This is a genomic window from Marinospirillum perlucidum, from assembly GCF_003336805.1.
In the GTDB taxonomy this organism is placed as follows: domain Bacteria; phylum Pseudomonadota; class Gammaproteobacteria; order Pseudomonadales; family Halomonadaceae; genus Marinospirillum; species Marinospirillum perlucidum.
Window position 1 is genome coordinate 109,741 of record NZ_QFWJ01000002.1, and the last position, 21,765, is coordinate 131,505.

A 21,765-nucleotide genomic window follows, 5' to 3' on the forward strand; every position below is an offset into this window, starting at 1 on the left:
AAAAACCCCGCCAAGGCGGGGTTTTTTTATGGCCTGCAATAGGACTAGGGACCATAGAGTACATCAGGCAACCAGGTAACAATTTCCGGGAAGGCCGCCAGAATACCTATGGCCACCAATTGCAGAACCACAAACGGTAAAACCCCCTCGTAAATCATCCGCGTGGAAACACTTCCGGGTGCCACCCCGCGCAGGTAAAACAGTGAAAAGCCAAAAGGCGGCGTCAAAAAGCTCGTCTGCAGATTCACGGCTACCATCACGGCCAGCCAGACAGGGTCGACCCCCATCATCAGCAGCACCGGCGCTGTAATCGGCAGGACAATAAAGATGATCTCGAAGGTATCCAGGATAAAACCCAGGAAGAACATCAGCAGCATGACGAAGAAAATTGCCCCTAATTTACCGCCAGGCAGATTATTCAGAAATTCACTGACCAGTTCTTCGCCACCCAGCATGCGGAAGACCAGGGAAAACACCGAGGCCCCCAGCAGGATGACAAAAATCATGGTCGTGGTATTGGCTGTCGATAACATCACCTGACGCAGACTGGCGAGACTGAAACGCTTACGTAGTGCGGCCAACAGCATTGCGCCCACCGCCCCGACAGAAGCTGATTCCGTGGGCGTGGCTATACCGCCAAGAATCGAACCCAGTACCGTCAGAATCAACAGCAGAGGAGGAACCAAACTGGTAAGGATTTCCCGACCCAGATCCTTGCGCTCCTCTTCCGTCACTTCCAGTGCCGGGCAGGATTTAGGTTCCCTGACAGCCTTGAACACCATCCACAGCATATAAAGAGCAATCAGTAATAGGCCAGGCATAAAGGCGCCAGCAAACAAATCACCCACGGAAACGGGGCTGGGTGCAAAGTTACCCATCTCCATCTGAACCCGGGCATTGATGCCTGACATCATGTCACCCATAAAGATGAGTACGGTCGAAGGCGGGATAATCTGCCCCAGGGTACCTGAAGCGCAGATAACGCCACTGGCCAATCGGGGGTCATAGCCAGCGCGCAGCATGGCTGGCAGAGACAGCAACCCCATGGTGACGACCGTGGCCCCAACAATCCCGGTGGAAGCAGCCAGGAGCGCACCCACGACAATAACCGACAAACCCAGACCACCACGCAGGCTTCCAAACAGACGCCCCATGGTAATCAGCAGTTTCTCGGCAATCCCCGAGCGCTCCAGCATCATGCCCATAAAGATAAACAGAGGCACGGCCACCAGGACTTCATTGAGCATCACCCCGACATAGCGGGAGGCCAGGCTGGAAAAATTACTCGGATCAAAGGCACCAAAGAGATAACCCAGGCCGGCAAACATCAAAGAAACCCCGGCCAGCGAGAAGGCGACGGGGTAACCCAGCATTAGCACCGCGATGATGCCGAAGAACATCAGAACAGAAAGAATTTCTCCTATCAGAGTGACATCCATTTAGTGGTCCTCCTGGTAGCGATATTCCTCAGGGAGAAGGTCTTCCTGGTTGGCAAGAACCAACAAGCCGCGCAAGAACATGGCCAGTGCCTGAAGCGCGATCACCGCAGCAAAAACCAGCACAAAAGTCTTGATCACATAAAGGCCCGGCATGCCACCGAAATTGCTGGACCCTTCCATAAAACGCCAGGAACGCTGGATGTATGGCAGACTCCAGACCGCCAGCACCCAGGCAAAAGGGCCCACAAAAAAGAGGCTGCCAAACATATCCACCCAGGCTTTTCGGCGCCGACTGGCCGGCCGGTAAAAAATATCCACACGAACGTGGGAATTATTGAACAGGGCGTAACCGGAGATCCCCATAAACATCATGGCGTTCAGCCAGACATAAAGATCTTGTAGCCAGATGGCACCCGAAGAAAACACGTAACGCAGAACAACAACCGTAAAGCAGACGAGAACAATCCCCAGAGAAAACCAGGAAAAGAAATGCCCCAGCAGAATGTTGAACCGGCTAATCATGCGGACAATCAGCGCTATAGACTGCACTTTGAAGCCCTCTTAATTATTATCGGTTAATTAATAGCATAAACACCCCACTGCCGCTGTGCGGTGTCTTCCCAATACCGGGCAAAGAATACATGATATTCTCTGCCAAGACACTCAACCGGGACGGGAATCCCTGTCTTCCAACCTTTTCAAAACAGCATAAGGGTTGCTTTCATGCCAGCATCCAAACCCGCATCCAGACTCGAAGGTCTGGCCTACCTGCTACTGATTCTGACCACCCTCTTCTGGGGCGGTAACTTTGTGGTTGGTCGTGCTGTGCATGCCGATATTCCTCCCCTGGCTCTTGCCTGGTGGCGCTGGCTGGTTGCCCTGGTGGTCATTCTGCCATTTGTGGTGAAACCTCTGTGGCAAGCCAGATCGGTGATTCGCCAGCACTGGCCGCTTCTGGCCTTGATGTCTCTACTGGGTGTCACGGGCTTTAACACTCTGGTTTACCTGGGCCTGCAGACCCTCCCGGCCAGTAATGCCATCCTGCTGTTATCGGCTTGCCCCCTGTTCATTCTGGCTTTTTCCTGGCTGCTCTTCCGGGAAAAAGTCAATCTACTGCAAACGCTCGGCATGCTGACCTCTCTGCTGGGAATCTGGGTGCTGGTGAGTCGGGGTGATCTGCTGGATCTGTTTAACCAACTAGGCGAAGGCGGCGGTAATCTCTGGATACTCAGTGCTGTCATCTGCTGGGCGCTCTACTCGGCCTTATTACGCAGACGCCCGGCAGGCCTGCCCGGCATGGCTTTTTTCGGGCTGACCGTGATCCTGGGCTGGTTGTTTCTGACCCCCTTTTATCTTTACGAGCACTGGGTCTTGGAACGCAGCCTGACCCTTAATACCACCAGTCTGCTCAGTATCGGCTATGTCGCCCTCTTTGCCTCGATCGCAGCCTTTCTCTTCTGGAACAAAGGGGTAGAGGTTTTGACCCCCAACCGAGCTGGCTACTTTATTCACCTGATCCCTGTCTGGGGCATACTCTTGGCCAGTATCTTCTTGCAGGAAAGGTTGGAAGGCTTTCACTGGACCGGCATGGCTTTTATATTTTCCGGAATTTGGCTGGCCACTTTTCTGGGGCGCAAACGAGGAAGTTGAATTTAATTCATGCAAGGACGCAGAAACTTTCACTTAGCAAACATTTTATTCAACTGGCCAAGCAGGTAAGCTGCTCTTTTATTCTTACTGATCACCGGATTGCCTATTATGACGCACCTGAAACAACCTATTAGCTTCGAATTCTTTCCGCCCAAAACCGAAGCAGGCAAGGAAAAATTAAAGGGCGTCGGTGAGCGCCTGGCAGCAGTTGATCCCCATTTCTTTTCCGTCACCTATGGTGCCGGTGGTTCCACCCAGCAGGGTACTCTGGAAACCCTGCAAACCCTGAGAGCAACGGGCATTGATACTGCACCACACCTTTCCTGTATAGGTGCAACCCGTGACGAACTCAGAGAGCTGCTGAAATCCTACAAGGAAAATAATATAAAACGCCTGGTGGCACTGCGTGGTGATCTACCCTCCGGCATGGGTATGGGCGGGGAACTGCGCTATGCCAATGAGCTGGTCGAGTTTATTCGTGAGGAGTTTGGCCAGGATTTCACTCTGGAAGTGGCTGCCTATCCGGAAACTCACCCCCAGGCCCCGAGCTTTGAAGCCGATCTGCAAAACTTTGTGCGCAAATGCCAGGCCGGTGCAGACAGTGCCATCACCCAGTACTTCTTTAATGCCGATGCCTACTTCTACTTTATGGATAGGGTCCGAGCCGCTGGTGTAGATATTCCGGTTATTCCCGGCATCATGCCCATTACCAACTACACCAAGCTGGCCCGTTTTTCCGATGCCTGCGGAGCGGAGATTCCGCGCTATATCCGCAAACAACTGGAAGCCTTTGGCGATGATACCGCCTCCATTCAGGCCTTTGGCGAAGATGTCATTGCCCGCCTTTGTCAGCAGCTGCTGGATGGTGGTGCACCTGGTATCCACTTCTACACTCTGAACCAGGCAGAAGCGTCGCTGAATATTCTTAACAAGCTCCGCTAGGAAACCTCGAGCTTTTCTTTTTACGAGAGGCCCCCATCCGGGGCCCTTTTAATTTCAGGAGCGACCGAAAAAAGCATCCATACGGTCGTTGGTAGTAATCAGCTCCTGGCTGGGTCGCCCCACAAAATACCCCTGGGCATAGTCTATTCCCAGGTCACGGATGGCCTGAAGTACCTCCTCATCCTCAACAAACTCGGCAATCGTTTTAATGCCCAGGTTCTGAGCCAGAGTAACAATACTCTTGACGAAGGCCATGTACTTTTCATCGTCGAGCATATTGCGGATAAACTCACCTTCGATCTTGATGACATCAATGGGGAAGTGCTTGATGTAGTGGTAGGAAGAAAAGCCTGAACCAAAATCGTCGATGGCGAAATTAAAGCCTTCCAGCTTAAGATCAAGCACAAACTTCTCCAGCAGTGCCATATTGCTGACGGTTTCCCTTTCTGTCAGCTCAAAGACAATTCTTTCTGCATCCACGTTATTGGCCCGGGCCAATCCATGCACCTTGGTGATGAACTCGCCAATAATCAGTGAACGCGGGGACAGGTTAATAAACAGCTGCCCTTGGTAACCCTGCTGCTCAATCTGCTCAAAAGCCTTTTCGATCAGCTGGTAGTCCATCTTGTGAACCACGCCGATTTTCTCCGCCACATCAATAAACTCGTAGGCGGAAATCAGCTGATCGCCTTCACGAATACGCATCAGCAACTCGTGAATGGCAATTTCGCCGGTCTTCAGATCGATAATGGGCTGGAAGAAGGGTTCAATCCGTCTGTCTTCCAGGGCATTAAGTATCAACTCATTCTTTTCCCCAACCTCTTTGAAGACCTCGGCCACCTCGTTCTCATCCGGAGCAGCAATGGCATTTTTACCACTGCGCTTGGCCTTGTACATCATGTTATCGGCCATGACAAAAAGGTCAGCCGGGTTTTGGCTGTGGTTGGGATAAACAGCAATACCGATGGAGGTGGTCGCCCGCACAATATTGCCTTCAGGTGTAGGCAAAGCCAGCTTTTCCAGGTTTTCGCTGATCCGGCGGGCAACACTGTAACCCTGCTCTTCACTGGCTTCAGGCAGGACGATAACAAATTCATCACCGCCGTAACGAGCCAGAATATCACCGGGCCTGACCGAATCTTCAAGATTTTTGGCAAAAGCCTGGAGAAATTGGTCACCAAAGGCATGGCCATAGCGGTCATTGACGGTTTTGAAGTTATCCAGATCCAGCATTACCAAAGCAAAAGTGGTTTCATGACGCTGGGAGCGACCCACTTCATAACCCAACAATTCCCGGAAGAGGCGCTGGTTATAAAGACCGGTCAGAGGATCGCGAGTCGCATAGTATTCCAGATCCTTGGTGTACTTGTAGATGGCTTTAACCGAGCCCACCAGATTCAACAGGGTGGTCAGGATGCTGCCAATCACCATATGCCGGATGGGATCCCGGGCGATTTCCGATTGTACCCCGATGCCCACGACACCACCGATTTTGGGAGTATCCAAAAGCAGCGATTTGGTTTGCAGATCAATATCCTGAAGGGTCAGGGTTGCCTGGGAGGCCTGTTCCTGAATACTGGGATCAGCCACGTGGTGAATAATTCCCAGAATGGGGGCTTCCTTGTGAAAGTGGGTACTTTCTTCCAGTTGCTGGCGTACCACCTTTTCAAATAGTTCGCGGGTTTCTTCCGTGACCTGATAGCGCCAGAAGATCTCCAGCTCATAGCCTTCATCCTCCACCTGAAAAACTGTGACCAGAGAATGGGCTTCCAGAATGGTGTTGATATCGATGAGCAGGTCTTTGATGAATTCCCGCCAGTCCTTGACGATATCGGAGGTGATAATGAATTTTTCCAGCAGGCGAATTTCAAATTCCAGGATATCCTTGTCGACAGCTACATCCTTGAGCTGCTCGACCAGGTAATTGATGCTGCCAAAGGCTTCGTTGAGTTCTGCAAACTCAAAATCACCGGCACTAATATCCAGCTTCTTGAAATCCTTGACCGAATTGACTTTCTCCAAGCGACCCTTGAATTCATCCGTCGAGCGACTAATCCGCCGGGAGACATAACCGGTGATAATGACGGCAAGGATAAAAACCAACAGGCCACAACCCAGAAAGAGGGCAATATAGTTGCGGCGCATTTCGGCACTAATCGGATGCAAATCCTGCTGCACATCGATCACGCCCAGCACATCACCGATCTCGGCGTTAACGTGACAACTCAGACATTCCTCACGGGCCTGCATGGGAAAAATACGACGGGCCAGACGCGAGTCCTGCAAAACCTTTTCCCCCGCACCGGCAAAAACCTCGCGGATGGGGGCATCCATTTGCGGCTGCTGGATATCGCCAAACAAGTCTTTGACCAGAGGTCCACGATAAATCTTGACCTCATAGGGACTGTCGGCAAAGGCTTCACGGGTACCGGCCAGAAAATCTTCCAGTTGTTCACGCGTCCAACCCTGGCGCATGACCTGGAACATGGAATTAAAGGTGTGCTCGGCCAGACTTTGCGAGGTCTGTTCGGCCTGACGGGAGATAATATTTTCATACAAAAGTGAAGCCGCCAGGGTCACCCCCAGAAAGACAACCAGGGTCACCACCATAATCGCAGAAAACACAAAGCCCTTGAGGGTTTTTAATAGTTGCTTCAGCTGGTTCAGCAAGGCGCAATCCTTTTGTTTTTGCTTTTAAATTCTAATGATTGTGCTACAAGCAAGCGGGTAGGAACAGGGAGGCAGATCAAAAAAATCAAGAATCTCTTCCGGGGTCAGCCCGCCAGCATTTCTGTCTTCTCTGACAAGACGGAAAAAGCAACCAGAACCAAGGGAGCTTCTCCGGCCAAAAGCGGACGGGCTTTCACCTGCAGGGGCTGGCTGGTTCCCGAAGTCAGCAGGAGATTACACTCCAGGCTTGCCTTGAGGCCCAGCTTCAAGCGTTCATAAAATTCATTCAATACGGCTGATTGGGCACTGCCTGCCAGGATGCGGTTCAGAGTATTTTGCTGCAGGGCGGTCCGACTGTAGCCCAGCAGCTGTTCGGCAGCCTGATTACTGAAAAGTACACGATTTTCTGTTTCCACGACCAGAACTGCATGAGTGATTTCATCCAGCACCAGGGAAAGCAGTTGGTTTTGCTGCTGCAGCTCCTGATTACGACGGCTCAGCTCCTCATGTTTTTCCTTGAGCAGCCCAAACCACTGGTTGTAATAGATACTGACTAAATCCTGCTGGCTGATCAGACCGACCACCCGACCACTTTCATCGACAACCACCAAACGCTTGAAATTCTTGTCCTTGATCGCGATCAGGGCTTCCTGAATACTGATATTGGCAGCCAGTGTAAAAACCGGGCTGGACATGATTTCCTCGATCGGACGGGCCAGATCCTGCCCTGCATCCAGCAAACGAATAACATCCGTTTGCGTAATAATCCCCAGAGGAACGCCTTCTTCACTGATCAATGCCGTACTGACTTCCTGCTGTTGCATCAGGGAAAAAGCCACTCGAGCCGGCATCTCCTTGTTCACCTGCAACACCTGAACGCCTCGCAACAACTCGCCCAGGCTTTGGCTTTCTGCCAGCAGCTCGGGGTCCAGGCTTTGCACCAGATCGGTGTAGCTGACGATGCCTCGAAGCACCTCTTCTTCATCCACCAGGCAGACCTGTTCCACCTGATTGACACCAATCAGCTGTATCGCTTCTTCTACACTGGCCTGGGGTGATAATTGCAAGGCTTTGGGGAGGTGAACCTGGGCCAGGGGAACGGAAAAGTCGATGCCCTGAAGATGAAAGCTCACCAGATCCTTGGCTTGTAAAAGACGATAGCCCCGGCTCCCCAACACTACCAGGGCACGAATATTGTGCTCTTTCATCAGCTTGAGAGCTGACTGGACGCTGGCTGTTTCCGGCAGGCTGATAACCTCCGGTGTTGCCAGCTGTTCAAGTTGGGGAAATAGCATAGTTTCCTTAAAAAGCTTTATTTTCGATAGCCCAGGGCCTCGAGTAAATGACTTCGCGCAAGCTTTGGCGCGCCTTCAAGATCGGCCAGGGTCAAGGCTACTTTAACCACACGGTGCGCCGCTCGTGCTGACAGTTGCATTTTCTGCATGGCTTGGCTGAGTAGCTGCTTGAGTTCAGGCGAGTCCAGTTCGGCCTCTACATCAGCAGGTGTCATGGCCGAATTGAGTTTACCAGCTCTGCGGATTTGGCGCTCTCGTGCAGCCAGCACCCGGGCACGCACCATTTCTGTGCTCTCTCCGGATGCTGGCCCCCACAGCTCATCCGGTGGTACTGCAGCTACTTCCAGGTGCATATCAATTCGATCCAGTAGCGGACCGGACAAGCGCCCCCGGTACTTCTGGATTTGCCCCTCACTGCACCGACAGGGTTGCTGGGGATTGCCCAGGTGCCCACAGGGACAGGGGTTCATCGCTGCCAAGAGTAAAAAATCAGAGGGGTAGCAGGTTTGCTGGGCCGCCCTGGAAAGATGAATCTCTCCGGCTTCCAGGGGTTCGCGTAAAGCCTCCAGGACACGACGCTCAAATTCCGGCAACTCATCCAGAAAAAGCACCCCCTGATGGGCCAGACTGATCTCACCTGGACGCGGATAACTGCCACCTCCAACCAGCGCCACGGATGAACTGGAATGGTGCGGAGCCCGATAGGGCCTCTGCCGCCAGCTTTTGATATCAAAGCCTTCGCTAATTGATTGTATGGCTGCCACTTCCAGGGCCTGGTTTTCATCCAATGGCGGTAGTAAAGCAGGCAGACAGCTGGCCAGCAGGGTTTTGCCGGAACCGGGAGGGCCGGTAAAAAGCAGGTTATGGCCTCCGGCCGCAGCGATTTCCAAGGCTCTTTTGGCACCAGCCTGCCCCTTGATGGAACGTAAGTCCTGGCCTACTGGCTGTGGAGCTTCCGCAGGGTGGCCTTTTTCCAGAGGCAGGCTTTCCTGTCCGCAGAGAAATGCTGAAACCTGAAGCAGGTGAGCCGCAGATCGCACCTCCAGTTGGCTGACCAGGCCTGCCTCAGCTGCATTATCCTGGGGCACCAAGAGTTGATGCCCCTGGTGAGCAGCCCCCAAAGCGGTGGGCAGCACCCCCTTAACCGGCCGCAATTCCCCATTCAGCGCCAGCTCGCCCAGAAATTCCCAAGGCTCTACAGCGGTCTGAGGCAGCTGTCCGGAAGCCACCAGAATGCCCAAAGCAATCGGTAGATCATAACGTCCACCTTCCTTGGGCAAATCCGCCGGGGAGAGGTTGACGGTAATCCGCCGGGCAGGAAAATCAAAGCCAGCCGTGATCAAGGCGCTACGAACACGATCTCGACTTTCCTTGACCGCAGTTTCCGGTAACCCAACCAAGTTGAAAGCGGGCAAACCATTGGCCAGGTGAACTTCAACCCTGACTGGTGGAGCTTCCAGGCCCAACAGAGCTCGTGTCTTGATCATGGCTAAGGACATGCTGACCTCCCTGTTTAATCGCTGCATCCTGCGCTTAAGTTCCTCTTAAATCACTGGTTCTTGCGCTCCAGTTCATCAACCCGTTTGGCCAGTTCATCCACCTTCTGGCGGGTGCGCTGATGAATTTGCAAAAGCCGCTCGTAATCATCGCGGGTCACCAGATCCAGTTTGCTCACTGCTTCCTGAACCAGCTTTTTTAGCGGCTGCGTGGGCGTTGCATTTTCTCTGGCCGCACTCAGGCGGTCAGTCAGTTCCTGGGTCAATCTATGAATTGCATCTGAAGTTGCCATATCACCTCTCCTTTTGCTTCCAGCTTAGCATAGTCAGACCACTTAGCTGTCCGCTTTGGCTGCACCACTCAGGAGCAAACCCTCGCTCCATACTGGTGCCTTTTGTGCCTACCGCTTCTTCCAACACTTCTCCAAAAAAGCGGAAAAAACATCTTAACCAACTGTTTTTATTGTTTTTTTAAAAAACTGGCACAACGGCTGCTCTAGTGCTCAGTGAAGAATTAACGGCACTGCACCCTGTGGTGTCATCGAGAACCCGGCTGAGAGGATACAGGCATGAAACTGGTAACAGCCATTATCAAACCCTTCAAATTGGACGATGTTCGGGAAGCCCTATCTGAGATAGGCATTCAGGGAATCACCGTGACTGAAGTCAAAGGCTTTGGTCGCCAAAAAGGTCACACAGAGCTGTATCGCGGCGCTGAGTACGTGGTCGATTTTCTGCCCAAGGTGAAAATCGAAGTCGCTATCGACGACGAACGCGTGGAAAGCGTTGTTGAAGCCATCATCAGTGCTGCCAACACCGGCAAGATTGGCGACGGCAAGATCTTCGTCTCTCCAGTGGATGAAGCCATCCGTATTCGTACTGGCGAACGCGGCAACGACGCTGTGTAACCGGCTGACCAACTGAGGATTTAACGATGGAAGATATACTCCATATTACCTACGCAATTGACACCTTCTATTTTCTGATCTGTGGCGTGCTCGTCATGTGGATGGCCGCTGGCTTCTCCATGCTGGAAGCTGGCCTGGTTCGTTCCAAGAACACAGCAGAAATTCTGACTAAAAACATCGCCCTGTTTGCGATTGCCTGCACCATGTATTTGTTCGTGGGCTACTTCATCATGTATTCCAGCCCCGAAGGCGGCATCTTCCCCAATCTTGGCTTCCTGATTGGAACCGAGAATGCGGTTGAAGCGGTTACCGCCGGTGGCGACGATGCCCCCTACTACTCCATGCGTTCTGACTTCTTCTTCCAGGTCGTGTTCGTGGCAACCGCCATGTCCATCGTTTCTGGTGCCGTTGCTGAGCGTATGAAGCTGTGGGCCTTCCTGATTTTCGCAGTAGTCCTGACTGGTGTGATCTACCCTGTTTCCGGTTTCTGGACCTGGGGTGGCGGCTGGTTGGCTTCTGTCGGCTACTCCGACTATGCAGGTTCCGGTATCGTTCACCTGGCGGGTGCTGCTGCTGCCCTGGCTGGTGTTCTGGTTCTGGGTCCACGTAAAGGCAAGTACGGTCCCAAGGGTGAAGTTCATGCGATCCCTGGTGCCAACATGCCTCTGGCCACGCTGGGTACTTTCATCCTGTGGATGGGGTGGTTTGGCTTCAACGGTGGTTCCGAGCTGAAGATGTCTGACATCTCCTCTGCCAACAACGTTGCTCAAGTTTTTGTTAACACCAATGCCGCTGCTGCCGGTGGTGTGATCGCTGCCCTGATCTTCTCCAAGATCTGGTTCAAGAAAGCTGATCTGACCATGGCCCTGAACGGTGCTCTGGCCGGTCTGGTTGCCATCACTGCGGATCCTCTGTCCCCAACAGGTCAAGGTGCTGCTCTGATTGGTGCCATCGGTGGTGTCCTGGTTGTTCTGTCCATCGTCTTCCTGGACAAACTGCGTATCGATGATCCCGTCGGTGCTATTTCTGTGCACGGTGTTGTGGGTATCTGGGGTGTTCTGGCCGTACCTTTCAACGCTGATGTCAGCTTCGTCGCACAGATCATCGGCATCCTGGGTATCTTCTTCTGGGTATTCATCGCCAGCCTGGTGGTATGGCTGATCCTGAAAGCCATCATGGGCATCCGCGTCTCCGAAGAAGAAGAGTACGCTGGTGTGGATATTGCTGAGTGTGGCCTGGAAGCCTACCCAGAATTTACCAAGAACTCCAAGTAATCTGATGAAAGATTGACTGTAACAGGTGAGCATGGAAGTTTGGGCACCCTCCGGGGTGCCCTTTTTTTTGTTAAACCTTTATCCTAAGCAGAGGCAATCTGCCCAAGAGAGGAGAATAAAATGAAACTGGTTACTGCAATCATCAAACCCTTCAAACTCGACGATGTCCGCGAAGCCCTGTCTGAAATGGGTGTTCAGGGCATTACGGTCACCGAAGTCAAAGGCTTTGGTCGCCAGAAAGGCCACACCGAACTCTACCGGGGTGCCGAATATGTTGTTGATTTTCTGCCCAAGGTAAAACTGGAAATTGCCGTTGATGACGCCCAACTGGAGCAGGTCATTGATGCCATCGTTAAGGTTGCCAATACCGGCAAAATCGGTGACGGCAAGATTTTTGTCTCCCCGCTGGATGAAGTTATTCGCATCCGCACTGGCGAGAAAGGCAAGGATGCAGTCTGATTCCCCGAACCAGGCACAGCCTCTCGACCCCAATCGTGTCTATAACATCAAGCATTGGGGCAGTGGCTATTTTTCTGCCGACCACCAGGGACGGGTCCGGGTCAAACCCTCGTCTATCCGGGAAGAACATCTGGACCTGACACAGCTGGTAAAACAGCTGCGCGCGGCAGGTCTTACCCTGCCTGTTCTGGTGCGTTTTCCCGATATTCTTCAAGATAGGGTTAACCGCCTCTGCGCTGCCTTTGATCGTGCTATGGATAACCACGGCTATCAGGGTGGCTATACCGCGGTTTATCCCATCAAAGTCAACCAGCAACGACGGGTTGTCGAAGAACTGCTGGAAAGCCAGGCACGTCTGGAAGCCCGGGTAGGCCTGGAAGCGGGTAGCAAGCCCGAACTCCTGGCCGTGCTGGCCCTGTCTACCAGCCATCCGTCCACACTGGTCTGTAATGGCTACAAGGATCGTGAATATATTCGTCTGGCCCTGCTGGGTGAACGCCTTGGTCATCGGGTTTATATCGTGGTGGAAAAACCCTCGGAAGTGGCCCTGGTACTGGAAGAAGCCAAAAACCTGGGCGTTAAACCGCGCATGGGTGTGCGTGCCCGACTCTCTTCCCTGGGTAAGGGACACTGGCAGGACAGCGGCGGAGAGAAATCCAAATTTGGTCTGGCTGCCAATCAGATACTGGCCATGGTAGAACAGCTCAAGGCGGCCGATGCTCTGGATAGTCTTCAGCTCTTGCATTTTCATCTGGGCTCGCAGATCGCCAATATCCGTGATATCCAGAAGGGCCTCAAAGAATGCGGTCGCTTTTACCAGGAATTATTACAGCTGGGAGCACCCGTACAGGTGGTGGATGTCGGTGGCGGCCTGGGTGTTGATTATGAAGGTACCCGTTCGCGCAGTGTCTGTTCCATCAATTATTCCATGGAAGAGTATGCCAACAATGTCGTACATGCCTTCCATCAGGTTTGTGAAGCCAATCAACTGCCCCACCCTCATTTAATTACCGAATCAGGGCGTGCGCTTACGGCTCATCATGCTGTCTTGATCACCAATGTCATCGATCTGGAGCAACCGGATCTGACTCCACCGCAAGAACCCCAAGCCGAGGATGCTCCGGTCCTGCATGAACTCTGGCGGGTCTACCAGCAGACGGATCAGCAGATTGATGATCGCTCTCTGGTAGAAACCTGGCACGATGTGGTGCAAGCACTGTCTGAAGCTCAGGATATGTACATCCACGGACTTTTGGGTATCCAAGGCCGAGCCCTGGCCGAACGCCTGTATACCTGCACCATTGCCCGTATCCGTGAGCTTCTCAGTTTTAGCAACCGGGCTCATCGCGAAATCCACGATGAACTCAATGAAAAGCTGGCCGATAAACTCTTCGTCAATTTCTCCCTGTTCCAATCATTACCGGATGTCTGGGGTATCAAGCAGGTTTTCCCGGTTTTACCCCTATCCGGGCTTGATCGCCCCACCAGTCGCAGGGGCGTCATTCAGGATATCACCTGCGATTCTGATGGACGTATCGACCAGTATGTTGACGGTCAGGGCCTGGAAACCACCCTGCCATTACCGGAATGGTCCGAAAAGGAAGAAAAGCTTCTCGGCTTTTTCCTGACAGGTGCCTACCAGGAAATCCTAGGAGATATGCATAATCTCTTTGGGGATACCGATTCAGTCGATGTTGTCTTGGATGACCAGGGGCAACCGCAACTGGAAAACATCATCAAAGGGGATACCGTGGACAAGGTACTGGGTTACGTGAACTTCAATCCCGGTGAACTCATGCAGGCCTTACACAGCCAACTGGATGCCAGCACTCTGGATAGTGAAGATCGGGAGCTGTTCCTGCGTCTTTTCGAGGAAGGGCTGGGCGGCTATACCTATTTGGAGTAATCAGGCTTCCACGACATCGGATTGCAGCTGGTCGAGAATAAAGCCCAGCTGCTCTTCGTTGTTGACCATTACCTCGACGCAGTCAGTATCCAGGTGGCGTCCTGCCATGCGTTCCAGTTCTTCCAGCGCCGCTTCTATACTCCAGGGTTCCTTGTAGGGGCGTTCACTGGTCAAGGCATCAAAGACATCGGCCACAGCAATGATTCTGGCTTCAATAGGAATGGCTTCACCGCTGATTCCCCTGGGATAACCGGAGCCATCCATTTTTTCATGATGGTAGAGGACGATGTTTTTCAGCATCTCCACATCGGGCAGATCTTCCAGGCCATGGTTACGGATTACTTCATCCAGCAACTCCACACCACGGGTGGTGTGCTCCTGCATGATTTTGAATTCTTCTGCGGTCAAACGCCCTTTTTTCAGCAGGATTTCATCAGGAATAGCTATCTTGCCCAGATCATGGAGCGGAGAAAACAGCAACAGATGCTGAATCTGGCGGTCGCTGAAGGTCCACTTGGGCTCCAGGTCGGCAGCAATCAACTGGGCGTACTGGGCCATACGTTCCAGGTGGCCACCGGTTTCCGGGTCGCGTCCGGCACAGAGGATCATGGTGGAGCGCACAGCAGCCGTCAAGGTTCGGATAGAAGCATGATCCTGATAGATCAGCTGGGCGATCAACTGACTGTAAAGCTCCAGTTCCTGCAGCATCTCACCGCGAAAGGTGTAGGCGGAATGCGAATTGAAGAAAACAAAGCCCATCAATTCCTTGCCACAAATCAGTGGTGCTGTATAGCTGGATAGCCAACCCTGCTTGACCAGCTTCTCGGTATGCGGATTCACCCGGCCCGTCTGGGCTGGGGGCACCAGTTGTGAGAGGTCATTAATAACCCGTGGATGGCGTTGAGTGGCAATCTGGCGCAGTGACCAAGCATCCACCAGAGCAAAGTCATAGTGGCTGATGGCCTCCTGCATGGGACTGGTGGTAAAAAAAGTTCGCACCTTGTCTGTTGCCGGTTGATAAAGGGCAACAGAAAAACGCTCCACATTGGTATATTTCTGGCGGATGCGCACACCCAGGAAGCGCAACTTGTCAGGTAGCGTTGTAAAACGACTGAGCTCTTTTACCAGGCTCTCATGTTGCATTTCCCCTTGCCTCCTCAATAGCCATACTTCAAGGTATACCCTAACCTCGAAATTTACCAAATATTAATCAGGTAACTGGGAAGCAAGTTTCTTGCCAACCAGGCTTTTATTTCACCTGGGTCGAGGCCTGCAGGTAGCCTTTTAATTCCAACTCTAGCTGGTCTCCCGAATGCAAGGGGCCAACACCCGCTGGTGTTCCGGTTAGCACTAGGTCACCTTCTTCCAGTGTAAAGTGCTGACTGATGTAACTAAGCAGTTGTGCCAGGGGCGTCAGCATCTGACTGGCCTGGCCTCTTTGCCTTTCCTCGCCATTGATGCTCAGGCTCAGTTCCAAAGCCTGCCAATCTTCCACTTTTTCTGCCTTGACCAGAGCAGTCAACGGACAGGAATCATCCCAGGCCTTGGCCAGCTCCCAGGGGTGACCCTTTTGTTTGAGTTGTGTCTGCAGGTCTCTCAGCGTCAGGTCAAGGGCCAAGCCTACACCGGCGATGGCTGCAAAAACCTGATCTGGATCGGCTTTTTGTAGCCTTTTGCCCACAAGCACAGCAATTTCCGTTTCATAATGCACCTCGCCTGCGTCCTTGGGTAACTCCAATGGAGCCTGTTCGAGATCCACGGCTGCGGTGGCTGGCTTCATGAACAACAAAGGCTGTTTGGGCACCGGATTGTTCAACTCAGCAGCATGTTCAGCGTAGTTGCGCCCCACACACACAATTTTACCCAGGGGCTGCTGCCAATCACTTTCTAGAAGGCGGGGAATAAAAGGGCTAGTAGACACTGGGTAACTCCTTGATTAACGGATCGTCCTCTAGGGACTTATTCGGCTGAATTCTTCAATCGGTAACTCACCTGGCCTTCCACCAGGGTCGCCTGAACCCGCCCCTTGAGGGTTTGCTGCCAACAAGGCGTATTCTGCCCTGCCGAGTAGCCACTGCTGGCATCCAGCACCCAGCTCTGCTCGGGGTCAAAAAGCGTAATATCAGCAGGCTGCCCCGGTTGCAGGCTGCCTAGAGGCTGATCCAGCACGCTCGCCGGGCCCGAAGTTAAGCTGGCCACCAATTGCTCAAGACTCAACAGTTGCTGATCCACCAGTGTCAGCAGTTGCGGTAGCAGGGTTTCCAGGCTGCTAACACCCGGCTCGGAAGCGGCAAAAGGAGCCATTTTGGCCGCAGTTTCGTGCGGCAAGTGTCCGGTGGAAACACCACTTAAATCTCCCTCTTCCAAAGCGGCTATCAGAGCCAGGCGGTCAGCTTCACTGCGCAGAGGCGGTTGTAGATGATAGTTACTGTCAAAAGCTTCCAGATAGCGGTCGTTATACATCAAGTGGCTGATTGCCACATCGGCAGTGACCGGCAGGCCTCTCTTGCGGGCATCACGAATCAGCTCTACAGAACGAGCCGAGGAGAGATGACTGAAGTGAGCTCGTATTCCTGTCTGCTCAATCAAAAGCAACTGTTGTGCTAGCGCCAGCGTTTCAGCTGTTTCCGGAATCCCCTGCAGCCCCAGCTGCGAAGCCATAGCACCTTCATGGGCACAACCCCCTGCGGCCAGACTGGCTTCTTCAGGGTAGAAGATCAGTAATAAATCGAAGGTAGCCGCATATTCCATGCAACGGCGCAAAATCAGCTGATCCTGAATACTGGCTCGCATGTTGGTGAGGGCAACGCAGCCAGCTGCCTTGAGACCTGACATATTGGTCAAAAGCTGACCTTCCAGCCCCTGAGTCAAGGCTCCCAGAGGCAAGACCCGCGCTTGGGCAACAGCTTCTGCTTTTTCTCTGACCACCCGGATAACTGCCGGACTATCCAGCGGTGGCTGGGTATCCGGGCGGGCGCAGACACTGGTAAAACCACCAGCCAGAGCGGCCTGGGTTTCCGAAGCAATATTGCCCTTGTAACTGGGGCCAGGCTCGCGCAGATGGCAGGAAAGATCGATAAAACCAGGAGTCACCACCAGGCCCTTGGCATCCACAACCTGATCGGCGTGAAAAGCAGCGGGTGCTTTGCCCAGTTGCAGGATGCGACCCTCCTGAATATGGATATCATCAATTCGGTCCAGCTTGCTGGCAGGGTCCAGCACACGTCCGCCTAAAATCGAGAGTCTCATTAGATCTTCGCCCTTTCCTGTGTCTGACCACTAACAGCCATGCTCATGACTGCCATGCGAATAGCTATGCCGTAACCCACCTGCTGCAGGATGACCGAACGCGGTCCATCAGCCACCGCCGATTCGATTTCCACCCCGCGGTTGATGGGCCCGGGGTGCATCACGATCGCATCCGGATGGGCAAAGGCCAGCTTGTCGGTGGTCAACCCGTATAAACGATAGTATTCGGATTCCGAGGGCAGCAGTGCTCCACTCATGCGCTCCTTTTGCAGGCGCAGCATGATCACCACATCAGCGTCACGGATACCCTCATCCATGCGGGTGTAGAGCTTGACGCCCAGATCTTCAATGCCCACGGGCAAGAGAGTCTTGGGAGCGACCAGGCGCACTTCTTCCACGCCCAGGGTATTCAGAGCACGAATCTGTGAACGGGCTACTCGTGAATGCAGAATATCCCCGACTATGGCCACCTTGAGTCCAGCAAAGTCACCCTTGTGGCGACGGATGGTAAACATATCGAGCATGGCCTGAGTAGGATGAGCATGACGGCCATCCCCGGCATTGATAATCGCCACCCTCGGCGTTACCTGGCTGGCGATAAAATGTGCTGCCCCGGAATCGGCATGCCTGACCACAAAAAGATCAGCATGCATGGCCTCCATGTTCTGCAGCGTATCCATCAGGGTTTCCCCCTTGGATGTCGAAGAGGTCTTGATATCCAGATTGAGAACGTCAGCGGACAGGCGCTTGGCTGCCAGTTCGAAAGTTGCCCGGGTGCGGGTGGAATTCTCAAAAAAGAGATTAACAAGAGTCTTGCCCCTCAGCAGGGGAACCTTTTTTACCGACTGCTCACCCATATTGGCAAAGGATTCGGCAGTATCCAGGATCTCGGTCAGTAGGCTTTTGGGCAGACCGCTGATGCTGAGAAAATGCTTCAATTGGCCGTCTTCGGTTAATTGAATATCACGGGGGTTCACCGGATAGGTCATGCCTGGCCTTCCTCCTTAACAGTAATCAGGTTCAACTCCAGCGGATCAGGGCCGGAAAGCTTGACTCTTTGATCACTGGACAGCTCGAGTGGCAAGCCACAGATATCAGCCTGGATAGGCAGTTCACGGGCATTCAGCGAGAGCAGAGTAACCAGGGTAATCGAGGCAGGGCGACCGTAATCAAAGAGCTCATTCATGGCGGCACGTATGGTTCGCCCTGACATGAGGACATCATCCACCAAGAGTAGATGACGATCTTCCGTGGCAAAGGGAAGGCTGGAGGGCTTAACACTGGGGCTCAGTCCCTTGCGGGTAAAATCATCCCGGTAAAAAGAGATATCCAGACCACCCAGGGGCCAGCTGACCTGCATTTTTTTGCGCAGAGCCTCGGCTACCCAGTAGCCGCCCGTATGAATCCCTACAAGAAGCGGATCATTCAGTTGTTGTTCACTGACCCGTTGCACCAGCTGGGCAGCCATCTTTTCCACAAGTGGAGCAACGGAAGGCAAATCGGAGGAAGGCGCAGTCATGTTTTTTTCGACTCCACAGCAGTTGCTGTTTGCGACCGGCCAGCTACCTGAGGGCCGGCCAGCGGTTGTAAAAATCTTGCCGAGGCGGCATCTTCGCTCCCGGCTTCTGCCAGATCCAGCCAGGCTTGCAGGATAAAAGCTGCGGCCAGACTATCCACAGGGTCTTCGCGATAGTTGCCCTTATGCCCGGCTTTTTTAACCAGACGCTTGGCCGCCTTGGTGGTACCCCGCTCATCCATGCCATAGCAGCTTTTGCCGTAGCGGCCAAACAGGCGGCGGGCAAACTTGGTAGCACGCTGACTCAGAGGGGTAGCACCTCCGTCTTCATCCAGGGGTAAACCCACCAAGAAGACATCCGGCTGCCAATTGGCAACCAGATCATCCAGAAGCTGCCAGGCTGGAATACCATCCCGGGCGGGAATTACATCCAGCGGGTTGGCCGTTGCAGTTAATTCATTACCCAGAGCCACACCATGGCGCTTGCTACCAAAATCAAAGGCCAGGATTACCCTGGGTCGCTGTTCAGGCATGCCCCACCTGACTGGTCATTAGATCAAGGCGGATACCCAGACTAGTGGCTGCGGCATCTAGGCGCTGATCAGGTGGCAGATCAAACAGGGTGGAGTCCTTGGCCGGACAGGTCAGCCAGGCATTTTCCTTGATTTCATTTTCCAGTTGGCCCTCTTCCCAGGCCGCACAGCCCAAGGCAATCAAAAATTCTTCCGGGCCTTCATCAGCCGCCAGGGCTTCGAGAATATCTACCGAAGTTGTCAGGGTAAGGGTATCACTAACGGGTAAGGAGGCTTTCCAGTCATCCTTGCCGGTATGCAGGACAAACCCTCGATCCGTATGTACCGGTCCACCTCGGTAAATCGGCTGATGGGCCTGTTTACAGAATTCTCCCGGCAGCTGCATCTGCTCCATCAGTTCTGAGAAACTGAGATCCATGGGTTTGTTTACGATAATCCCCAGTGCCCCCTGTTCCCCCTGTTCACACATATAGGTCAGGGAACCCTGGAAATGGGGGTCCTGAAGCTGAGGCATGGCAAGTAAAAAATGGTCTCGTAAACTGGTCACACAGGCTCCTCTTGTTTTCGCTGGGCCGATTCTCCTGAAATTATACGCAGCTTGGCAAGTTAATTCGCCTGCCAGCTACGACCAAAACGCCAGGTTCGTATTATTTCCAACACCTCGGCTTCCTGCTGCAGGCTGGGAGGAAGGGGTGGAAAGGGAGCAGCAATATTCAGTATTTCCAGGGCAGCAGCATCCAGCAAACGATAGCCGGAACTGGTCAATAGCTGGGCTTCGCGAATGCTGCCATCGGCATTAATGGCTACCATCAGGCGCAAACGACCACTTAAGCCCCTGGCACGGGCTTCTTCAGGATAGTTAAGGTTGCCGGTGCGCTCGACCTTGTCTTCCCACTGCTGCAGATAGAGCGCCTCTTCACTGGTCATCTCACTATCCGGGGTCAATCTGCGAATACGTGGCCTTTGACCCAGGTGTTCAGCCTGGTCAGCAAGACGGGCCTCCAAACGAGCAATTTCACGACTGCGCGCCAGCAGACTGGCCGAAGTCGGCAAACCCTGAGAGGCTTCCGGCTGACTCGCAACCTCTGGCTCTGGCTCTGGCTCTGGCTCTGGCTCTGGCTCTGGCTCTGGCTCTGGCTCTGGCTCTGGCTCTGGCTCTGGCTCTGGCTCTGGCTCGGGTTCGGGTTCGGGTTCGGGTTCGGGTTGTTCAGTTTGGTGAGGTGTTTCAGGAATATCCGCTGCTTGCAGCAGAATTTCTGTCGCTTCCTGGTAGACCAGATCTTCTTCGGTGAGTAGCTCTTTTTCCACCTGCAACCACCAGTAGACAGCCAGACCCAGATGCAAAAAAACCGCCACCAGCAAGGCTAACACCAGGGGTGGTAGCTGCCGGATGACGGCTTTGCACTGAGTGCCAACCATGGCTGCAGTCTGGTGGCTGTTAGCCCCGGCCCAGACGCTCTGCCAGGTGAGCCATCAAGTCCCCGCCAATATCCAGACCACACTGCTGATCCAGTTCTCGCACACAGGTAGGACTGGTGACATTAATTTCTGTCAGATAATCGCCGATCACATCCAGACCGACAAAAATCAGACCGCGCTCCTTGAGTACCGGCGCAACCTGTTTTACCAGCCAGTAGTCACGATCGGTCAGCTTGCGGGCAACACCATTGCCTCCGGCTGCCAGGTTGCCGCGGGTTTCCCCGGCCTGGGGAATCCGGGCCAGACCGTAAGGCTGGGGTTCACCATCAATCAGCAGGATGCGGGTATCGCCTTCCTTAATTTCCGGCAGGTATTTTTGCACCATGATCTGGCGCTGGCCCATAGCGGTCAGCTGCTCGATAATGGCCCCCAGGTTAAGGCCATCTTCTTTCACGCGAAAAACACCCATGCCGCCCATACCATCCAGTGGTTTAAGGATGATATCGCCGTGCTCCTGGTGAAACTCGCGAATCAGGCTGTCTTGGCTAGCCACCAGAGTGGGCGGGCAGCATTCGGGGAATTCCTGAGCGAAGAGTTTTTCATTGAAATCACGCAGGCTTTGCGGCTTATTGGCGACCAGGACGCCTTCTCTTTCCGCAGCTTCCAGCAACCAGGTTGAAGTCAGGAAAGCCTGATCAAAAGGCGGATCCTTGCGCATCAAGAGAACATCCAGATCCGCCAGAGGCTGGGGGCTGGGCTGAGTGGTACCCAGGTCATACCAGCGTACAGGATCGGCAAACACATCCAGGTCCGACATCAAGGCATAGGGTTTGCCCTGGCGCAGGAAGAGATCGTCCAGGTGCATGTATTTGATTTTCCAGCCACGCTTTTTAGCAGCCAGCAAAAGCGCCAGAGTCGTGTCCTTTTTGTAGGTAATGTCCGCGATGGGGTCCATTACTACACCCAGAACGACCTGATCGGTTTGAGCCATGTTCTACTCCCGAATTGC

Annotated in this window: 21 protein-coding genes; 6 read left to right on the plus strand and 15 right to left on the minus strand. The window is 53.4% G+C overall.

All coding sequences use genetic code 11. From position 1 onward, the window contains the following. Nucleotides 1-44: 44 nt before the first annotated feature. Entirely contained in the window at nucleotides 45-1,424 is a 1,380-nt protein-coding gene (locus DFK18_RS03045; RefSeq protein ID WP_218563899.1) for a TRAP transporter large permease, read from the minus strand. Between the two features lie 15 nt (nucleotides 1,425-1,439). Then, nucleotides 1,440-1,988: a TRAP transporter small permease subunit gene (locus tag DFK18_RS03050; protein ID WP_114416743.1), complete on the minus strand. Its 549-nt coding sequence runs from the start codon at nucleotides 1,986-1,988 to the stop codon at nucleotides 1,440-1,442. Nucleotides 1,989-2,162: 174 nt separating this feature from the next. Here DFK18_RS03050 and DFK18_RS03055 point away from each other — a divergent pair, with 174 nt between their 5' ends. After that, entirely contained in the window at nucleotides 2,163-3,089 is a 927-nt protein-coding gene (locus tag DFK18_RS03055; protein ID WP_114416744.1) for a DMT family transporter, read from the plus strand. Between the two features lie 108 nt (nucleotides 3,090-3,197). After that, complete coding sequence (gene metF, locus DFK18_RS03060; protein ID WP_114416745.1) at nucleotides 3,198-4,031, plus strand: methylenetetrahydrofolate reductase [NAD(P)H]; 834 nt, start codon at nucleotides 3,198-3,200, stop codon at nucleotides 4,029-4,031. Nucleotides 4,032-4,085: 54 nt separating this feature from the next. Here the strand turns inward: metF and DFK18_RS03065 are convergent, their stop codons facing one another. The 4 genes from DFK18_RS03065 to DFK18_RS03080 form a co-directional block, all read right to left on the minus strand. Next, complete coding sequence (locus DFK18_RS03065) at nucleotides 4,086-6,701, minus strand: bifunctional diguanylate cyclase/phosphodiesterase (protein WP_245944321.1); 2,616 nt, start codon at nucleotides 6,699-6,701, stop codon at nucleotides 4,086-4,088. Nucleotides 6,702-6,805: 104 nt separating this feature from the next. Further along, the gene (locus DFK18_RS03070) at nucleotides 6,806-7,996 is read right to left on the minus strand and encodes a CBS domain-containing protein (protein ID WP_114416746.1); all 1,191 of its coding nucleotides are present in this window, start codon (nucleotides 7,994-7,996) and stop codon (nucleotides 6,806-6,808) included. Nucleotides 7,997-8,013: 17 nt separating this feature from the next. Next, nucleotides 8,014-9,495, minus strand: a complete 1,482-nt coding sequence (locus DFK18_RS03075) for a YifB family Mg chelatase-like AAA ATPase (RefSeq protein ID WP_114416747.1) — start codon at nucleotides 9,493-9,495, stop codon at nucleotides 8,014-8,016. Nucleotides 9,496-9,545: 50 nt separating this feature from the next. Continuing rightward, the gene (locus DFK18_RS03080) at nucleotides 9,546-9,785 is read right to left on the minus strand and encodes an accessory factor UbiK family protein (RefSeq protein ID WP_114416748.1); all 240 of its coding nucleotides are present in this window, start codon (nucleotides 9,783-9,785) and stop codon (nucleotides 9,546-9,548) included. A gap of 276 nt (nucleotides 9,786-10,061) precedes the next feature. Here DFK18_RS03080 and glnK (DFK18_RS03085) point away from each other — a divergent pair, with 276 nt between their 5' ends. From glnK (DFK18_RS03085) to speA, 4 genes are all read left to right on the plus strand, one after another. Continuing rightward, complete coding sequence (glnK, locus tag DFK18_RS03085; protein ID WP_114416749.1) at nucleotides 10,062-10,400, plus strand: P-II family nitrogen regulator; 339 nt, start codon at nucleotides 10,062-10,064, stop codon at nucleotides 10,398-10,400. 26 nt (nucleotides 10,401-10,426) lie between these two features. After that, nucleotides 10,427-11,674, plus strand: a complete 1,248-nt coding sequence (locus tag DFK18_RS03090; protein ID WP_114416750.1) for an ammonium transporter — start codon at nucleotides 10,427-10,429, stop codon at nucleotides 11,672-11,674. Nucleotides 11,675-11,794: 120 nt separating this feature from the next. Continuing rightward, nucleotides 11,795-12,133: a P-II family nitrogen regulator gene (glnK, locus tag DFK18_RS03095; RefSeq protein WP_114416751.1), complete on the plus strand. Its 339-nt coding sequence runs from the start codon at nucleotides 11,795-11,797 to the stop codon at nucleotides 12,131-12,133. Beyond that, nucleotides 12,123-14,039 (plus strand): biosynthetic arginine decarboxylase, encoded by a 1,917-nt coding sequence (gene speA / locus DFK18_RS03100; RefSeq protein ID WP_114416752.1) that lies wholly within the window; start codon nucleotides 12,123-12,125, stop codon nucleotides 14,037-14,039. The genes glnK (DFK18_RS03095) and speA overlap by 11 nt, the downstream gene beginning before the upstream one ends. Here speA and DFK18_RS03105 read toward each other — a convergent pair whose 3' ends face one another. The 9 genes from DFK18_RS03105 to gshB form a co-directional block, all read right to left on the minus strand. Further along, nucleotides 14,040-15,182, minus strand: a complete 1,143-nt coding sequence (locus DFK18_RS03105) for an HD-GYP domain-containing protein (protein WP_114416753.1) — start codon at nucleotides 15,180-15,182, stop codon at nucleotides 14,040-14,042. Between the two features lie 106 nt (nucleotides 15,183-15,288). After that, nucleotides 15,289-15,960 (minus strand): fumarylacetoacetate hydrolase family protein, encoded by a 672-nt coding sequence (locus DFK18_RS03110; protein ID WP_114416754.1) that lies wholly within the window; start codon nucleotides 15,958-15,960, stop codon nucleotides 15,289-15,291. A 38-nt stretch (nucleotides 15,961-15,998) separates the two neighbouring features. Beyond that, complete coding sequence (locus DFK18_RS03115; protein ID WP_114416755.1) at nucleotides 15,999-17,288, minus strand: dihydroorotase; 1,290 nt, start codon at nucleotides 17,286-17,288, stop codon at nucleotides 15,999-16,001. After that, nucleotides 17,288-18,277, minus strand: a complete 990-nt coding sequence (locus DFK18_RS03120) for an aspartate carbamoyltransferase catalytic subunit (protein WP_114416756.1) — start codon at nucleotides 18,275-18,277, stop codon at nucleotides 17,288-17,290. Before DFK18_RS03120 ends, DFK18_RS03115 begins: the two co-directional genes overlap by 1 nt. Beyond that, entirely contained in the window at nucleotides 18,274-18,807 is a 534-nt protein-coding gene (gene pyrR, locus DFK18_RS03125) for a bifunctional pyr operon transcriptional regulator/uracil phosphoribosyltransferase PyrR (RefSeq protein ID WP_114416757.1), read from the minus strand. Before pyrR ends, DFK18_RS03120 begins: the two co-directional genes overlap by 4 nt. Further along, nucleotides 18,804-19,337, minus strand: coding sequence for a Holliday junction resolvase RuvX (gene ruvX / locus DFK18_RS03130; protein ID WP_114416758.1), 534 nt, complete (start codon nucleotides 19,335-19,337; stop codon nucleotides 18,804-18,806). The genes pyrR and ruvX overlap by 4 nt, the downstream gene beginning before the upstream one ends. Continuing rightward, nucleotides 19,330-19,884 (minus strand): YqgE/AlgH family protein, encoded by a 555-nt coding sequence (locus DFK18_RS03135; protein ID WP_114416759.1) that lies wholly within the window; start codon nucleotides 19,882-19,884, stop codon nucleotides 19,330-19,332. The genes ruvX and DFK18_RS03135 overlap by 8 nt, the downstream gene beginning before the upstream one ends. Before the next feature lie 59 nt (nucleotides 19,885-19,943). Next, entirely contained in the window at nucleotides 19,944-20,756 is an 813-nt protein-coding gene (locus tag DFK18_RS03140; protein ID WP_114416760.1) for an energy transducer TonB, read from the minus strand. Nucleotides 20,757-20,775: 19 nt separating this feature from the next. Next, entirely contained in the window at nucleotides 20,776-21,747 is a 972-nt protein-coding gene (gene gshB / locus DFK18_RS03145) for a glutathione synthase (RefSeq protein WP_114416761.1), read from the minus strand. Between the last annotated feature and the right edge of the window lie 18 nt (nucleotides 21,748-21,765).

Coding starts and splice junctions, on each gene's coding strand:
- DFK18_RS03055 (WP_114416744.1), top strand. CDS start 2,163: ATGCCAGCATCCAAACCCGCATCCAGACTCGAAGGTCTGGCCTACCTG.
- metF (WP_114416745.1), top strand. CDS start 3,198: ATGACGCACCTGAAACAACCTATTAGCTTCGAATTCTTTCCGCCCAAA.
- DFK18_RS03070 (WP_114416746.1), bottom strand. CDS start 7,996: ATGCTATTTCCCCAACTTGAACAGCTGGCAACACCGGAGGTTATCAGC.
- DFK18_RS03075 (WP_114416747.1), bottom strand. CDS start 9,495: ATGTCCTTAGCCATGATCAAGACACGAGCTCTGTTGGGCCTGGAAGCT.
- DFK18_RS03080 (WP_114416748.1), bottom strand. CDS start 9,785: ATGGCAACTTCAGATGCAATTCATAGATTGACCCAGGAACTGACTGAC.
- glnK (WP_114416749.1), top strand. CDS start 10,062: ATGAAACTGGTAACAGCCATTATCAAACCCTTCAAATTGGACGATGTT.
- DFK18_RS03090 (WP_114416750.1), top strand. CDS start 10,427: ATGGAAGATATACTCCATATTACCTACGCAATTGACACCTTCTATTTT.
- glnK (WP_114416751.1), top strand. CDS start 11,795: ATGAAACTGGTTACTGCAATCATCAAACCCTTCAAACTCGACGATGTC.
- speA (WP_114416752.1), top strand. CDS start 12,123: ATGCAGTCTGATTCCCCGAACCAGGCACAGCCTCTCGACCCCAATCGT.
- DFK18_RS03105 (WP_114416753.1), bottom strand. CDS start 15,182: ATGCAACATGAGAGCCTGGTAAAAGAGCTCAGTCGTTTTACAACGCTA.
- DFK18_RS03115 (WP_114416755.1), bottom strand. CDS start 17,288: ATGAGACTCTCGATTTTAGGCGGACGTGTGCTGGACCCTGCCAGCAAG.
- DFK18_RS03120 (WP_114416756.1), bottom strand. CDS start 18,277: ATGACCTATCCGGTGAACCCCCGTGATATTCAATTAACCGAAGACGGC.
- pyrR (WP_114416757.1), bottom strand. CDS start 18,807: ATGACTGCGCCTTCCTCCGATTTGCCTTCCGTTGCTCCACTTGTGGAA.
- ruvX (WP_114416758.1), bottom strand. CDS start 19,337: ATGCCTGAACAGCGACCCAGGGTAATCCTGGCCTTTGATTTTGGTAGC.
- DFK18_RS03140 (WP_114416760.1), bottom strand. CDS start 20,756: ATGGTTGGCACTCAGTGCAAAGCCGTCATCCGGCAGCTACCACCCCTG.
- gshB (WP_114416761.1), bottom strand. CDS start 21,747: ATGGCTCAAACCGATCAGGTCGTTCTGGGTGTAGTAATGGACCCCATC.